The sequence below is a fragment of the Neopararhizobium haloflavum genome (assembly GCF_002750855.1).
Taxonomy (GTDB): Bacteria; Pseudomonadota; Alphaproteobacteria; order Rhizobiales; family Rhizobiaceae; genus Georhizobium; species Georhizobium haloflavum.
In genome coordinates this window covers 380,848-394,848 of sequence record NZ_NWUC01000001.1, presented here as the reverse complement: position 1 = coordinate 394,848, position 14,001 = coordinate 380,848, and the positions used below count along the sequence as shown (strand labels likewise).

At 62.6% G+C, this 14,001-nt stretch carries 16 protein-coding genes; 11 read left to right on the top strand and 5 right to left on the bottom strand.

All coding sequences use genetic code 11. The annotated features are described in order from the left end of the window. Window positions 1-9: 9 nt before the first annotated feature. The 4 genes from CN673_RS02025 to CN673_RS02010 all read right to left on the bottom strand — a co-directional run bounded on the left by CN673_RS02025 (window position 10) and on the right by CN673_RS02010 (window position 2,336). Window positions 10-351, bottom strand: a complete 342-nt coding sequence (locus CN673_RS02025; RefSeq protein ID WP_099864541.1) for a tRNA-binding protein — start codon at window positions 349-351, stop codon at window positions 10-12. Between the two features lie 4 nt (window positions 352-355). Further along, on the bottom strand, window positions 356-1,174 hold the full coding sequence (gene proC, locus CN673_RS02020) for a pyrroline-5-carboxylate reductase (RefSeq protein WP_099865005.1): 819 nt from the start codon (window positions 1,172-1,174) through the stop codon (window positions 356-358). Window positions 1,175-1,199: 25 nt separating this feature from the next. Further along, complete coding sequence (locus CN673_RS02015; RefSeq protein WP_099864539.1) at window positions 1,200-1,700, bottom strand: type III secretion system chaperone family protein; 501 nt, start codon at window positions 1,698-1,700, stop codon at window positions 1,200-1,202. Between the two features lie 357 nt (window positions 1,701-2,057). Then, on the bottom strand, window positions 2,058-2,336 hold the full coding sequence (locus tag CN673_RS02010) for an accessory factor UbiK family protein (protein WP_099865004.1): 279 nt from the start codon (window positions 2,334-2,336) through the stop codon (window positions 2,058-2,060). Between the two features lie 188 nt (window positions 2,337-2,524). Here CN673_RS02010 and lgt point away from each other — a divergent pair, with 188 nt between their 5' ends. From lgt to CN673_RS01980, 6 genes are all read left to right on the top strand, one after another. Next, window positions 2,525-3,385: a prolipoprotein diacylglyceryl transferase gene (gene lgt, locus CN673_RS02005; protein ID WP_099864536.1), complete on the top strand. Its 861-nt coding sequence runs from the start codon at window positions 2,525-2,527 to the stop codon at window positions 3,383-3,385. 1 nt (window position 3,386) lies between these two features. Continuing rightward, complete coding sequence (locus CN673_RS02000; protein ID WP_099864534.1) at window positions 3,387-4,565, top strand: class I SAM-dependent methyltransferase; 1,179 nt, start codon at window positions 3,387-3,389, stop codon at window positions 4,563-4,565. Between the two features lie 21 nt (window positions 4,566-4,586). After that, entirely contained in the window at window positions 4,587-5,381 is a 795-nt protein-coding gene (gene pgeF / locus CN673_RS01995) for a peptidoglycan editing factor PgeF (protein WP_099864532.1), read from the top strand. A gap of 5 nt (window positions 5,382-5,386) precedes the next feature. Then, window positions 5,387-6,538: a M24 family metallopeptidase gene (locus CN673_RS01990; RefSeq protein ID WP_099864530.1), complete on the top strand. Its 1,152-nt coding sequence runs from the start codon at window positions 5,387-5,389 to the stop codon at window positions 6,536-6,538. 91 nt (window positions 6,539-6,629) lie between these two features. Continuing rightward, window positions 6,630-7,175, top strand: coding sequence for a hypothetical protein (locus CN673_RS01985; RefSeq protein WP_099864528.1), 546 nt, complete (start codon window positions 6,630-6,632; stop codon window positions 7,173-7,175). 97 nt (window positions 7,176-7,272) lie between these two features. Then, window positions 7,273-8,205: a ribose-phosphate pyrophosphokinase gene (locus CN673_RS01980; RefSeq protein ID WP_099864525.1), complete on the top strand. Its 933-nt coding sequence runs from the start codon at window positions 7,273-7,275 to the stop codon at window positions 8,203-8,205. Between the two features lie 36 nt (window positions 8,206-8,241). Here CN673_RS01980 and ilvD read toward each other — a convergent pair whose 3' ends face one another. Next, entirely contained in the window at window positions 8,242-10,077 is a 1,836-nt protein-coding gene (ilvD, locus tag CN673_RS01975; protein WP_099864522.1) for a dihydroxy-acid dehydratase, read from the bottom strand. 256 nt (window positions 10,078-10,333) lie between these two features. Here ilvD and CN673_RS01970 point away from each other — a divergent pair, with 256 nt between their 5' ends. The 5 genes from CN673_RS01970 (at window position 10,334) to CN673_RS01950 (ending at window position 13,999) form a co-directional block, all read left to right on the top strand. After that, on the top strand, window positions 10,334-11,023 hold the full coding sequence (locus tag CN673_RS01970) for a 50S ribosomal protein L25/general stress protein Ctc (protein ID WP_099864519.1): 690 nt from the start codon (window positions 10,334-10,336) through the stop codon (window positions 11,021-11,023). Between the two features lie 112 nt (window positions 11,024-11,135). Continuing rightward, complete coding sequence (gene pth / locus CN673_RS01965; protein ID WP_099864517.1) at window positions 11,136-11,861, top strand: aminoacyl-tRNA hydrolase; 726 nt, start codon at window positions 11,136-11,138, stop codon at window positions 11,859-11,861. Between the two features lie 87 nt (window positions 11,862-11,948). Next, window positions 11,949-13,052, top strand: a complete 1,104-nt coding sequence (gene ychF / locus CN673_RS01960) for a redox-regulated ATPase YchF (protein WP_099864514.1) — start codon at window positions 11,949-11,951, stop codon at window positions 13,050-13,052. A gap of 12 nt (window positions 13,053-13,064) precedes the next feature. Next, window positions 13,065-13,535: a MaoC family dehydratase gene (locus CN673_RS01955; RefSeq protein ID WP_099864511.1), complete on the top strand. Its 471-nt coding sequence runs from the start codon at window positions 13,065-13,067 to the stop codon at window positions 13,533-13,535. After that, window positions 13,532-13,999, top strand: coding sequence for a MaoC family dehydratase (locus tag CN673_RS01950; protein WP_099864509.1), 468 nt, complete (start codon window positions 13,532-13,534; stop codon window positions 13,997-13,999). Before CN673_RS01955 ends, CN673_RS01950 begins: the two co-directional genes overlap by 4 nt. Window positions 14,000-14,001: the final 2 nt, after the last annotated feature.

Below are 14,001 nucleotides of genomic sequence, written 5' to 3'. Positions count from 1 at the left end.
GGCATGGCGTCAGAACAATCGGCCGCCGTTGGGCACCGTCTTGTCGATCGCCGCCAGGACGACCGCCCCTTCATCGTCGGGAAAACCGAGCGTCAGCACTTCGGACCGCATCGGTCCGATCTGACGCGGTGGAAAATTGACCACGGCCATCACCTGCCGGCCCACCAGTTCGTCCGGCACGTAGTGCTTTGTAATCTGCGCCGACGATTTCTTGATGCCAAGATCATCCCCGAAGTCGATGCGCAGCTTGATGGCAGGCTTGCGGGCCTCGGGAAATGGCTCTGCTTCCACGATCGTCCCAACGCGGATATCGATCTTCTCGAAATCGTCCCAGCTGATCGTATCGCTCATGCCGTCAGTCGTCCTTGGCCAGTTCCTGTGCCCGCCGCTTGGCCGCTGCCACGGCCTTGTCGAAAAGCGGCTGCATCCCGTCTTCGGCCATCAGCATCTCAAGCGCGGCCGCTGTCGTACCGTTCGGTGACGTGACGTTCTTTCGCAGCGTCGCCACCTCGTCGTCCGAACGATGCATCAGTTCGCCTGCACCCGACACGGTCGCCCGTGCAAGCCGCATGGCAAGATCGGCGGGAAGACCAGCCTTGCGTCCGGCCTCCGCCATGCATTCGGCGAGATAGAAGACATAAGCCGGACCGCTGCCCGAGACAGCCGTCACCGCGTCGATCAAGGATTCGTCGTCGAGCCACTCGACCGGCCCGGATACCTTCAAGAGCGCGTCGACGGCCGCACGCTGCCTGGCGTTCGTCCTTCCGTTGGGCACCGCGGCTGTGATGCCCCGCCCGACCATTGCCGGGGTGTTCGGCATGGCACGAACGATCGCGACATCGCCAAGTCCGCGCTGAAGCGCATCGATCGTTGTTCCGGCGGCAACGGAAACGGCAACAGTCTCCGGTCCCACCAAGGAACGCAGACCGGGCAGGACCTTGCCCATCATCTGCGGCTTTACCGCGAGAAAGAGAACGCCGGCTTTCAGGTCATCGCTCGCGGCGGCGAGCACCTGCACCTTTCTGGCATTGCAGAAGTCCCGCATATGCTCGGAAGGAGATGGATCAACGACCACGACATCCGACCCGGACAACCCGGCATCGAGCCAGCCGCGCATCATCGCACCGCCCATGTTGCCGGCTCCGACGAGAACGACGGGACCGGCCTCGGTCATTGCATCAGACTTGCTGTCCGGCACATCAGGCCTCGCCGACGGTCTCGAAAAGAACGGTTTCCAGGGCGCTCTTGGCTTCCATGCCCGACCAGACGACGAACTGGAAGGCCTGGAAATAGGTCTCGCAGGTTTCCAGCGCGCTGGAGAGCAAGACTTCCACTTGCTGGTTCGTGGGCTCCGCACCGCCCGAGAGCAGCAGTGACTGCCGGAAGATAACGACGTCCTCCTGCTCCCACAAATCGAAATGTCCCATCAGCACCTGGCTGTTGATCTGCGACAGGAGACGAACCACCTCGGTGACCCGGCTTGGCGCGACCTTCATGTCGAATGCGCATGCAAGATGAAGCGCCTCGAACTCCTCCATCCAGGAAAACGAGATGTGATAGTCGGCCCATTTGCCGTCGACGGTCATGGCGATCTCGTCCTCGCCGGCCCGTTCGAACGACCATTCGTTCGTCGCAGCAACGAATTCGATCATATCGACCGGATTCATCGCTCGTTCAAAATCCATATCCGTCAGGCTCATGCCACACCCTTCAAGAACCGGAACCAGCACATGCGCGTTCGAGGTGCGAACCACGCCGAATGTACCAGACTTGCCGGACCATCCCCATAGACAACTCGAAAACTCGACTCCGCCATCATGGGGGAGAGGACCGCTCGTCAGGTCCGCTTCGAATCATCATTAAAAATCAGTGTATAATGCGAGAGTCCCGACGCCATCCCCTCCAGGACGACACATGAAAATCGGGTGTGGACAGTCCTTGTCAGTTTGATTCAGCGGCGAGTCATAACCGACTCTGCAACAAGCGTTTTCAGCGTCCCGCGGCCGGCGCCGGACGGCCGCGAAAAAATGTGGAAAGCTGCTTTCGGCCTGCGAGCCTTAAGCGCCTGTCCCATCGTTGGACGCGCCCGAGGCCAGCTTTGCCTCCAGCTGCTCCAGACGCTGAAGCAGCTTTTCGTTGTCGTCGCGGGCGCGGATCGCCATCTCGCGAACGGCCTCGAATTCTTCACGCTTCACGACGTCCATCGAATTCAGCACCCGCTCGGCCTGGCTGCGGAACGCCGTTTCCAACTCATGCCGAACGCTCTGGGCAGTGCCCGCAGCGTCTGTCATCAGCTTTGCGAAATCGTCGAGAATGCGGTTGGTACCGGTGGGCATGATCGTGGGCCTCTTCGTCTTGCCTGCTAAGGGCCGCATTGGCCATGCAACGAACTAGGTTCTGAAGGCCGGGAATTCAAGCCGAAAGCACGATTGCGGGGCCCTCGGCGCGCACGTCGGGGTATCTGCCTTGACCACACCGCGATCGCCCGCCATCTTCCGCCCGAATTCAACCGAGGGCATCGCGCTTGGACTATCTTCTGACCCCGCTGGCCGTGCTGCCCTTTCCTGAGATCGATCCCGTCATCGTGTCGATCGGGCCGTTGGCGGTTCATTGGTATGGCGCGGCCTATGTGGTCGGCATCCTGCTCGGCTGGGCCTATGCGCGCCGTCTTGTGGGCAACGCTGCCTTGTGGCCCGGCGACAGGCAGCCGATGACAGTCGCCGAGCTCGACGATTTCCTGCTCTGGGCCGCGCTCGGCATCGTCGCGGGCGGGCGCATCGGCTATGTCCTGTTTTACGACCTTGGCTCGTTCCTCGCCAATCCGCTCAGCATTTTCGCGGTATGGAACGGCGGCATGTCGTTTCATGGCGGCCTGCTCGGCACCACGCTTGCCATCGTCCTTTTCGCACGAAAGCGCGGGATCAATGCCTGGAGCCTGCTGGACACGATCGCGGCGGTTGCACCGATCGGGCTGTTTTTCGGCAGGATCGCAAACTTCATCAACTCCGAACTCTGGGGCCGGCCAAGCGACGCGCCCTGGGCATTCGTGTTTCCGACCGGCGGACCGATGCCGCGCCATCCGAGCCAGCTTTATGAAGCGGCTCTGGAGGGCCTCGTCCTTCTTGCCGTTCTCGCCGTCCTCATCTTCGGGCTCGCCAAACTGAAGACACCGCGCTTCGTGGCAGGGGCTTTCATCTGTGGCTACGGCATCTCGCGCATCATCGTTGAGTTCTTCCGTGAGCCGGACGCGCATATCGGCTATCTGGCCGGAGGCTGGCTGACCATGGGCATGCTCCTCTCATTGCCCATGCTGATCATCGGTGCCTGGGCCATGGCAACGGCCAAGCCGCAGCCGGCACCCGGCCGGCCGACGACGGCGCCTTGAGATGTCTGCCTCACCGGCCGACGGGCCGACGCGGCTGGCGCAAAAGATGGCGCGCCTCATCCGCACCAGCGGTCCGATGACAGTCGCCGATTTCTTTGCCATGTGCCTCGCCGACCCCGATGACGGCTATTACCGCAAGAAGGAGCCGTTCGGCGCTGCCGGCGATTTCGTGACGGCACCCGAAATCACCCAGCTCTTCGGTGAGATGCTCGGCATTTTCGTCGTTCAGGCCTGGCATGCGCAAAGCGAGCCCCGGCACGTTCGGCTTGTCGAGATCGGGCCCGGTCGCGGCACGCTGATGCAGGATGTGTTGCGCGTCGTGACCCGCATCGCCCCGTCCCTTGCCGCCTCCATGACGGTTCATATGGTCGAGATGAGCCCGCGCCTCGCCGATATCCAGCGCCAGACGCTTCGCGATGCAACGCCTGCGATCACTTGGCATGAGACATTGGCCGATGTTCCCGGCGGGCATCTTTTCGTTCTGTCCAACGAATTGTTCGATGCGCTGCCCTTCCATCAGTTCGTCGCCGAGGGCGGACGATTTCGTGAGCGTGTTGTCGCGCTGGACCAGGATGGACGTTTGTGCTTCGCCCGCGGCGCGGGCAGCATCGACCCGGCAATGCTGCCGCAGGACGCCGCGACCCAGCCAGATGGCACGATCGCTGAGGTGGCGCCCGCGCGTGAGGCGCTGATGCGCGAGATCGCGGCTCGTCTGCGCGCAGATGGCGGCGTTTGCCTCACGATCGATTATGGCCACACGACCGCCGGCTTTGGCGATACCTTGCAGGCGCTGCGCGCCCATCGTTTCGATGACCCGCTTGCCGCGCCCGGCGAGGCGGACCTCACCAGCCACGTCGATTTCGAGGCTCTGGCGAAAGCTGCTTTGAGCGAGGGCGCATATATTGCGGGGATGGCGCCGCAGGGTGATTTTCTTCTCGCGCTCGGCCTCTTGGAGCGTGCCGGTCGCCTCGGTGCCGGCAAGTCGCTGGAAGAGCAAGCCGCAATCCAGTCTGCGGTCGAGCGCATCGCCGGCTCCGGCGAAGGTCGAATGGGTGAGTTGTTCAAGGTGCTGGCGGTTACCGGCACGCCCGTCGACCTGCCGCCGTTCGCGCGGCCGCAGGCGGCTGGAGCGAGCTTTGTTGACAGAACCGGCCGCCGCGGCCACCATCGCCGCGCCTGATGTGAGGGGACATAGCCATTCATGCTAGCCGACGGACGACCCGAGCCGATCGAAAGCCCCCTGCTGGGCTCTGCCGTGGCCGATGGCGGAATCCGTCATGGCTTCTTCACGCGAATCGGCGGCGTCTCGGGCGGCATCTACAAGGGCTTGAACGTCGGCATGGGGTCGGATGATCGCCCCGACGATATCAAGGTCAATCGGTGCCGTGTGGCAGGCTGGTTCGGCCAGACCGACGTGCGCCTTGTGACCCCCCACCAGATCCATTCTCCACAGGTCGTGGTCGTCAGTGAACCATTCGGCAAAGAACGGCCCCGCGCCGATGCCGTGGTGACGGCGACCCCTTCCCTCGTGATCGGTGTTCTGACGGCCGATTGCGGGCCGGTGCTTTTCGTGGATCCCGAGGCTCGCGTCATCGGTGCTGCCCATGCCGGATGGCGCGGCGCGCTCAGCGGCGTTCTCGAAGAGACAATCGAAGCTATGGTCAAGCTGGGCGCGCGCCGAGATGCCATTTCGGCGGCCCTCGGCCCCTCCATCAGCCGCACCCATTATGAGGTCGGTCCGGAGTTCGTCGAGAATTTCCGCGCGGTTCGCACTGAGAACGAACGCTACTTCTCGCCGTCCGCAAAGACGCATCACGCCATGTTCGACCTGCCCGCCTATACGCTGGATCGTCTTGCCGCAGCCGGCGTTTCTGCGGAATGGACCGGGCATTGCACCTATGCTGACGAAGACCGCTTCTTTTCCTACCGGCGCACGACCCATCGCGGCGAACCGGACTACGGCCGGCAGATCGCCGCCATCGCAATTACGGAGTAAGACCCATGGCCCCTCGCTTCCCGACGGAAGAGTATGCCGGCCGGCTGGAGCGCCTGCTGCTGACGATGAAGGACGAGCGCCTCGATGCACTCCTGCTCTTCGCGCAGGAAAGCATGTACTGGCTGACAGGCTACGACACGTTCGGCTTCTGCTTCTTCCAGACGCTCGTGGTGAAAGCCGACGGCACGATGACGCTCCTGACGCGCTCTGCCGACCTCAGACAAGCGCGACACACGTCCATCATCGAGAACATCAACATCTGGACCGATCGGGCCAATGCCGACCCGACAACGGATCTGAAGAACCTTCTGGACGAGATGGACCTGCTTGGCTGCCGCATCGGCGTGGAGTACGACACCCACGGTCTGACCGGCACCAACACACGCCGTCTCGATAATCAGTTGCAGTCCTTCGGCAAGATCATCGACGCGTCCTATATCGTCAGCCGCTTGCGCCTCATAAAGAGCCCTGCCGAGATCGCCCATGTTCGCAAGGCCGCAAAATTGGTCGATGGCGCATTGGACGCGGCCCTGCCGCTGATTGAACCGGGAGCGCGCGAATCCGACATCCTGGCCGCCATGCAGGCCGCGGTGCTGGCCGGTGATGGCGACTACCCTGCCAATGAGTTCGTCATCGGATCGGGCGAGGACGCCCTGCTCTGCCGCGCCAAGTCAGGCCGCCGCAAGCTCAACAAGAACGACCAGCTGACCCTCGAATGGGCCGGCGTCAGCGCCCGTTACCATGTGGCGATGATGCGCACCCTAATCCTCGGCAAACCCAAGGCCCGCCACATCGAACTGTTCGAGGCCTGTCAGGACGCCCTTCAGCAGATCGAGCCGGTCCTGACCTCGGGCCACACATTCGGCGACGTTTTCGATGTCCATGCCCGTGTCGTGGACGATCGCGGCCTGGCGCGCCACAGGCTCAACGCCTGCGGCTATTCGCTCGGCGCGCGCTACGCCCCTTCGTGGATGGAGCACCAGATGTTCTACCAGGGCAGCGCGCAGACGATAGAGACCGACATGACGCTCTTCGTCCACATGATCATCGCCGATTCCGACGCTGGCGTCGCCATGACCCTCGGCCAGACCTACCTGACGACACCGGAAGGTCCCGAAGCCCTCTCCAAACATAAGCTTGAGCTTATTCAACGTTGACAGCCTTGGCGCTGCTCCCCCATAAGGTGGTCAACGATGGATCATCGATGCCGTCCTGACCGATCTGGGCGGCACGCTCGGGGGCGAGCTCATGGTACGAAACGTCTGCGGGATTCGCTGCACAGCGATCCTGGCCTTGCTGTTGCTGGCAGGATGCAGCACCAGCGACGGCCCGGTTGCAGCTCTCATGCTGAACGAGGACGAGACGACAGACACGCGCATGGCGCTAGCCGGGCTTTCGGAAGCTGAACCCTCCCTGAAATCGAGCGAACAGGCGAGCGTGCGCTTTGCGCCGATCATCGGGGCTCCATTAAGCGCAAGTGACCCGTTGACTGCCGGCCTGCGCGCGGCGGCGAGCCGCCAGAACATCGCCATCCGCTCCTTTGCCGACGAGACGAGCGACCATGTACTGAAAGGCTATATGGCCGTGGATACGTCCGGCGAAGGCACCACGGTCATCTATGTCTGGGACGTCTTCGACGAATCCGGCCAACGCCTTCACCGCATTCATGGCACCACGGAGACCATCGATACCGGCGACGAGGGGTGGGAGGCCATATCCTCCGACCAGTTCCGGGAAATTGCCGAACGCACCCTCCTCGAATACGGGAACTGGCGCAACGGCACGTCGGCCTGATCGGCCGCCGGCTGCAGCGGTTTACGTCCTTCGACTTGCAATCGCGGGCACACAGGCTAAAAGGCCGGGCATCAGGCGCGACGACAGGCGGACCAACATGAAAATCTTCGCGGGCAACTCGAACAGGCTGCTTGCCGACTCGATCTGCAACTACCTCAATCTCCAGCTCGGCAAGGCCAGCGTCCGGCGGTTCGCCGATCAGGAGATATTCGTCGAGATCCAGGAGAACGTGCGCGGCGAGGACGTCTTCGTCGTTCAGTCGACCTCCTATCCCGCCAATGACCACATCATGGAACTGCTCATCATGATCGATGCGTTCCGTCGCTCCTCTGCGCGGCGCATCACGGCGGTTCTTCCGTATTTCGGTTACGCCAGGCAAGACCGCAAACCCGGTCCGCGCACGCCGATCTCGGCAAAGCTGGTGGCCAATCTCATCACCCATGCCGGTGCCGACCGGGTGCTGACGCTCGATCTCCACGCCGGGCAGATCCAGGGCTTTTTCGATATTCCGACAGACAACCTCTACGCCGTGCCGATCCTGTCGCGCGATGTGAAGGAGCACTACGATCTTTCCAACGTGGTCGTCGTGTCTCCCGACGTCGGTGGCGTCGTGCGCGCGCGCGCTCTGGCAAAGCGCCTCGACGCTGCCCTAGCCATCGTCGACAAGCGGCGTGACCGTCCGGGCGAATCGGAGGTGATGAACATCATCGGCGAGATTTCCGGCAAGGACTGCATCCTGATCGACGACATCGTCGATTCCGGCGGCACCCTTTGCAACGCGGCGGACGCCCTGCTCAAGCAAGGCGCGACCAGCGTCACCGCCTATATCACGCACGGCGTTCTGTCTGGCGGCGCCGTCTCGCGCGTTGCCTCTTCCAAGCTCAAGGAGCTTGTGATCACCGACTCCATCCAGCCTTCGCCGTCGGTGCAGAGCGCGCACAACATTCGCGTCATCACCACCGCCAACCTCATCGGCGAGGCGATCAACCGCACCGCGGCCGAAGAATCGGTTTCCAGCCTCTTCGACTGATCGGGACGGCCGGACCCGAAGGCCCGACCCGCCTTCCTATTCGGGCAACTTGCGCACCGCACCCTTGTCGGCACTTGTTGCGAAGGCCGCGTAGGCCTTGAGCGCCGTCGTCACGTTGCGCTTGCGCTTCTCTGATGGCTTCCAGCCGGCATCCTGCTGCGCGGCGCGGCGTGTCGCCAGTTCGCCTTCATCGACCGCGAGCTGGATCGACCTGTTCGGGATGTCGATCTCGATCATGTCGCCCTCGCGCACCAGCCCGATCGTTCCACCATTGGCCGCTTCGGGCGACACATGGCCGATGGAAAGCCCCGATGTGCCCCCGGAAAACCGGCCGTCGGTGATCAGGGCGCAGGCTTTGCCGAGGCCCTTCGATTTCAGGTAGCTGGTCGGATAAAGCATCTCCTGCATGCCTGGCCCGCCCTTCGGCCCTTCGTAACGAATGACCACCACGTCGCCGCTCTTCACCTCATTGCCGAGGATTCCCTTGACCGCCGCATCCTGGCTCTCGAACACCTTGGCCGGCCCCGAGAACTTGAGGATGGATTCGTCGACGCCTGCGGTCTTCACGATGCAGCCGTCGATGGCGAGGTTGCCGCGCAGCACGGCAAGGCCACCATCCTTCGAGAACGGGTTCTCGGCGCTGCGGATGACACCCTTCTGGCGGTCGATGTCGAGTTCGCCCCATCGCTGGTCCTGGCTGAATGCCGTCTGCGTCGGAACGCCGCCCGGCGCGGCCCGATAGAAATCGCGAACCTTCTGGCTGGACGTCGCCGCGATATCCCAATGATCGATGGCGTCGCCGATCGTCTCGGAATGTACGGTGGGCTGCTCGCGGCGGATGAGGCCGGCGCGATCGAGTTCCCCCAAAATCGCCATGATGCCGCCGGCGCGATGGACATCTTCCATGTGCACATCCGCGATCGCCGGTGCGACCTTGCAAAGGCAAGGCACGTTGCGCGACAGCCGGTCGATGTCGTCGAGATCGAAATCGATTTCGCCCTCATGGGCCGCTGCCAGGATGTGCAGCACCGTGTTGGTGGAACCGCCCATCGCGATGTCGAGCGCCATGGCATTCTCGAACGCGCCTTTCGAAGCGATCGCGCGCGGCAGCACGTTGGCGTCGTCCTGCTCATAGTGACGCCGTGCCAGATCGACGATCAGGTGCCCGGCTTCCACGAACAATCGCCTACGATCGGCATGTGTTGCGAGTGTCGAACCATTGCCCGGCAGCGAAAGACCAAGCGCTTCGGTCAGGCAGTTCATCGAATTGGCCGTGAACATGCCCGAACAGGAACCACAGGTTGGGCAAGCCGAACGCTCGATGACCGCCACGTCCTCGTCCGAGACGCGCTCGTCGGCTGCCGCCACCATGGCATCGACAAGGTCCATCGACTTCGTCTTGCCGTTGAGAACCACCTTCCCCGCCTCCATCGGGCCGCCCGAAACGAAGACGGTCGGGATATTGAGGCGAAGCGAGGCCATGAGCATGCCTGGCGTGATCTTGTCGCAGTTGGAGATGCACACCATGGCGTCGGCACAATGCGCGTTGACCATGTACTCGACGCTGTCGGCGATCAGTTCGCGCGACGGCAGGGAATAGAGCATCCCGTCGTGGCCCATCGCGATCCCGTCATCGACGGCGATGGTATTGAACTCCTTGGCGACCCCACCGGCACTTTCGATTTCGCGCGCAACGAGTTGACCCAGATCCTTCAGGTGAACATGACCCGGCACGAACTGGGTGAAGGAATTGACCACGGCAATGATCGGCTTGCCGAAATCATCGTCCTTCATGCCGGTTGCGCGCCAGAGGCCACGGGCCCCCGCCATGTTGCGTCCGTGTGTGGTCGTGCGTGAGCGGTATGCGGGCATCGCGTCGTCCTGACTTGTGGTCCATTTTCATCGGCAGGCACAATCGTCTCTTGAGGCTCGTTTGGCAACATCGGCGCCGCGCACAGGCGACGCGCCCAAAGCTTGCGCTTCCGGCACACATCCGGTATGTACGCGCCGTCCGCGTAGACACCCTTGGAGGCAACGCGGATGAACTTCTCGATAATGAGCAGTTCCACGTCTCGAAAGCGGCATGTCCGCGCGAGGCGCTCCAGATCATACCTCGAAAGGAAATGCCATGAGCGATACATACGAGCTCAAGGCCGAGGCGCGCGAACGGGTTGGTAAGGGGTCCGCCCGTGAACTTCGCCGCAACGGCAAGATTCCCGCTGTCATCTATGGTGACAAGCAGGACCCGATCGCGATTACCTTGCCCTACAAGGACGTCACGAAGAAAATTCACGGCGGCGGCTTCATGACCACCATCGCCACCATCGTTGTCGACGGCAAGAAGATCCGCGTCCTGCCCAAGGACTATCAGCTGGATCCGGTGCGCGACTTCACGATGCACGTCGATTTCCTGCGCGTTGGCAAGAACACGATCGTGACCGTCGAAGTCCCCGTTCACTTCGAAAACGAAGAAGCATCGCCCGGCATCAAGCGCGGCGGCGTGCTCAACGTCGTGCGTCACGCCGTCGAAGTTCATTGCCCGGCCGACAAGATCCCTGACTACTTCGCAGCCGACCTGACCGGCCTCGAAATCGGCGATGGCATCCACATCTCCAACATTTCGCTGCCGAAGGACATCGAGCCGACAATCACCGATCGCGACTTCACGATCGCGACGATTGCTGCGCCGGCCGTCCTGACGGCGGAAGAGGAAGCCGAAGGCCAGGAAGAGCCCGAGACCGATGCAGATGCGGTTGAAGGTGAAGACGAGGCCGAAGGCGAAGACGGCGACAGCGAAGGCGACGCCGAAGAGAAATAGGCCTCCGCCTTTATCGATACGCATTCTGCGGCCCGGTTACGCTTGGCGTACCGGGCCGCAGGCTTTATATGCCTGCCCGACGCCGTTCACTCGCGACCCATTGGAGCAATCCATGCAGATCATTGCCGGCCTCGGCAATCCCGGTGCGCGCTATGCCGGGAACCGACACAATATCGGCTTCATGGCCGTCGACGAGATCGCTCGGGCCAACGGCTTTTCTCCCTGGTCGAAGAAGTTCAAGGCAGAGATCGCCGAAGGCGAACTCGGCGGCGAAAAGGTACTGCTGCTCAAGCCCCAGACCTTCATGAACGTGTCGGGTGAGGCCGTCGGCGAAGCCATCAGGTTCTACAAGCTGGGACCAGATGCCCTGACGGTCATCTATGACGAACTCGATCTGCAGGCCGGCAAAGCCCGCATAAAGACCGCTGGCGGCCACGGTGGCCACAACGGAATCAAGTCGATCGATGCGCATGTCGGCAAGGATTACCGCAGGGTCCGCCTCGGCATCGGCCATCCCGGTGCAAAGGAACTGGTCCACAACCATGTGCTCGGTGACTTCTCGAAAGCCGATCGGGCATGGCTCGAGCCGTTTCTTGCCGCGATCGGCGAGAATGCCGCGATGCTTGTTCAGCGGGATGATTCCGGCTTCATGAACAAACTGGCGCTTTCCCTCACAGGCGCGGCGCAGGCCCCTGCCCCCACTGCTCCGGTCGGCAAGCCGGCCAAGGGGCGCAGCCACATTCGCCAGGCCAATCGGCCGCAATCACAAGGCCCAGCACCAACGGGACCGATGGCCGACATGCTGAAGCGCCTCTTCGGCGGAAAGAGCGGCGATTGATGCGCTCAGGCGCCGGCGCCTTGACGTTCTCGTCGCACTTGCTCAATACGCACACAACAATCGTTCACCGCACGGGATTAGGGTTTCATGGGTTTTAAATGCGGCATCGTCGGACTGCCCAATGTCGGCAAGTCGACGCTTTTCAACGCGCTGACAAAGACGGCCGCGGCCCAGGCCGCGAACTATCCCTTCTGCACGATCGAGCCCAACACCGGCGAAGTGGCCGTGCCCGATGAGCGCCTCGGCAAGATCGCCGCGATCGCCAAGTCGAAGGAAATCATCCCGACCCGTATCTCATTCGTCGACATCGCCGGCCTCGTGCGGGGCGCCTCGAAGGGTGAAGGGCTGGGTAACCAGTTCCTCGCCAACATTCGCGAGGTCGACGCGATCGTCCATGTGCTGCGCTGCTTCGAAGACGATGACGTGACGCATGTCGAGGGTCGCATCGATCCGGTTGCCGATGCGGAGACGATCGAGACCGAACTGATGCTCGCCGACCTGGAGAGCCTCGAACGCCGCACCGATCAGATGCGCAAACGCGCCACCGGCAAGGACAAGGAGGCCGTTCTGCTCCTGCCAATGATGGAGGCGGCGCTCAAGCTGCTCCAGGACGGGAAGCCGGTGCGGTTGCTGCTCGACGGCATCGCGGCGGAAGACTTGAAGCTTCTGAAGTCGCTCAACCTCCTGACGTCAAAGCCGGTTCTCTACGTCTGCAACGTGTCGGAAGGCGACGCCGCCGAGGGCAATGAACACACTACCGCTGTCGCCACCATGGCAGAGGGACAGGGCGCCGAGGCAGTCGTCATCTCCGCTGCGATCGAAGCGGAAGTCGCTCAACTGCCTGAAGACGAGGCCCGCGAATTCCTGGATTCCATGGACCTCGAAGAGCCGGGACTCGATCGGCTCATCCGTGCTGGCTACCGTCTTCTGGAACTCATCACCTATTTCACCGCCGGCCCCAAGGAAACGCGTGCCTGGACCGTGCGCACCGGTTCCAAGGCACCGCAGGCAGCGGGCGTCATCCACACCGATTTCGAGCGAGGCTTCATCCGCGCCCAGACGATCGCCTATGACGACTATGTGGGCCTCGGCGGTGAAGTCGCGGCGAAGGAGGCGGGCAAGGCGCGTGACGAAGGCAAGGAATACGTCGTGCAGGATGGCGATGTTCTGCTTTTCCGGTTCAACACGTAAGGGCCGGCCGCGGTGTATGACGATAGCTATCTTCACTATGAGGATTTCGAGCCTGGCCGTGTCTTCGACCTCGCCCCTGTGACCGTCACCGCCGGTGAGATCATCGAATTTGCCTCACAGTTCGATCCACAGCCGATGCACCTCAGCGAGGAGGCGGGAAAGGCAAGCATCCTCGGCGGCCTAGCCGCATCCGGCTGGCATACCTGCGCGCTGCTCCATCGCATGCTCTGTGACGCGATCATCAGCAGGGCAGCCTCCGAAGGTGGTCCTGGCATCGAATACGCCGATTGGAAACGGCCCGTCCTCGCCGGCGATACGCTGTCGGGAACATGCACTGTCGCGGACCGGCGCCTGTCCGCCTCGCGCCCCGCGATAGGCATTCTGACCATCGAAGCGGAACTGACCAACCAGCGCGGCGAGATCGTGTGCCGCACACGCCAGCCAGCCATGATGCGGCTGCGCCGTGTGGAGAAGGCGCAATGAGCGGACTCAATTACTACAAGGTCGGCGAGCGCCAGGATTTCGGAACGCACACCTTCACCGCGCAAGAGATCATCGCATTCGGCAAGAAGTTTGATCCCCAGCCCTTCCATGTCGATGAGGCCAGGGCCCGCGACAGCATGTTCGGCGGACTCTGTGCCTCAGGCTGGCATACCGGAGCGGTCTGGATGCGCAAGATTTGCGAATTCCGCGAGAAGGACTTCGCCCGGGTCGCCGAGAATGGCGGCGTGCCGCCGGTGCTCGGCCCCTCCCCTGGCATCAGGAATATGCGCTGGTTGAAGCCGGTCTTCGCGGGAGAGACCATCCGTTTTGGCTGCGTGGTGGCAAAGACGCGCGTGCTGCGGACCAAACCGGGATGGGGACTCGTTGAGACCCACAATTTCGCCGAAACGCTGGACGGAAAGACCGTTATGGCATTCGACAGCGCCGTGCTCGTAAAGATCTGACC